This window comes from Catenovulum agarivorans YM01, from assembly GCF_000281085.1.
Lineage (GTDB): Bacteria > Pseudomonadota > Gammaproteobacteria > Enterobacterales > Alteromonadaceae > Catenovulum > Catenovulum agarivorans.
In genome coordinates this window covers 1-939 of sequence record NZ_AJWM01000135.1, presented here as the reverse complement: position 1 = coordinate 939, position 939 = coordinate 1, and the positions used below count along the sequence as shown (strand labels likewise).

The following is a 939-nucleotide window of genomic DNA, read 5'->3' as shown; positions in this document are numbered from 1 at the left end:
CTCGTTCCTCGCTAATTATAGCCAAGCTTTTATGCGCCACTTATTGCGGCGTTATGTGCCAACGGAGCATCAGTGAATAAAATAAAATTGAGTGCAATTGGTTTTCTTCTCTCACTTCCTTTTGCGTGGGGCGTTGGGTTTGGTTTGCATTTTTTAGTGTCGCACGTTCAAGAATTTGCTGGCTCCGATGTTGGTTTTTATATCGGTGTTGCTGTTGGTATATTAATTTCTGTTACAGGTTTGCTCAAACCGTATGTTTATATAAATGTGTATAAAGGTTTGTCGGCTATTGCAGATATTGGTGGCTAACTGCAGTTTTTGTGTTGATGGCACATAACAATGCAATAATGAATGGGACGCAAAAAGCTTGGCTGCGTCACTTCGTTCCTATTTTAGCCAAGCTTTTGTGCGCCCCATATTGCGGCGTTATATTTCTTGGAGGGTTTTACGCATGTCCACTGAAACCATATCAATTATTGCTGTTTTAGTTGCGGGGTTGTCTGCTTTATACGCACGTTGGGCTGCCAAGGAAGCAAAAAAAGCAAACGAGTTAAATCGCTTTAAAGCTCTCCTTGATCTAAAAAATGGTTATTTATCTGAAATGGATAATCAAATCAGAGCAGCTAATGAATGGGGTAAGGATGATGGTTTTACTAAGGCTTGTCGTGAAAAATTTGCTGATGCTGATACCAAGTATAGAGAAGTGTGCAAAGAGCTAGATGTATATCACTTGCGTTTGGTGAAAAACGAAATATAACAATCGCATTAAGGGTGGACGCAAAAAGCTTGGCTGCGCTCATTCTTCGCTTATTATAGCCAAGCTTTTATGCGCCACTTATGCGGGCGTTATGGTTCTGTAAGAACATCACACACACATCTATACATTCTTACATTTAAAACTATTTATTTTGTTGAAAAGGTATTAATCTTCTAAAACTC

Annotated in this window: 2 protein-coding genes; both read left to right on the top strand. The window is 39.3% G+C overall.

The features are described from left to right. The first annotated feature begins 72 nt into the window (after positions 1 to 72). Entirely contained in the window at positions 73 to 309 is a 237-nt protein-coding gene (locus WSC_RS0102675) for a hypothetical protein (protein ID WP_016954359.1), read from the top strand. Positions 310 to 451: 142 nt separating this feature from the next. Next, positions 452 to 757: a hypothetical protein gene (locus WSC_RS0102670; protein ID WP_016954358.1), complete on the top strand. Its 306-nt coding sequence runs from the start codon at positions 452 to 454 to the stop codon at positions 755 to 757. The last annotated feature ends 182 nt before the right edge of the window (positions 758 to 939 follow it).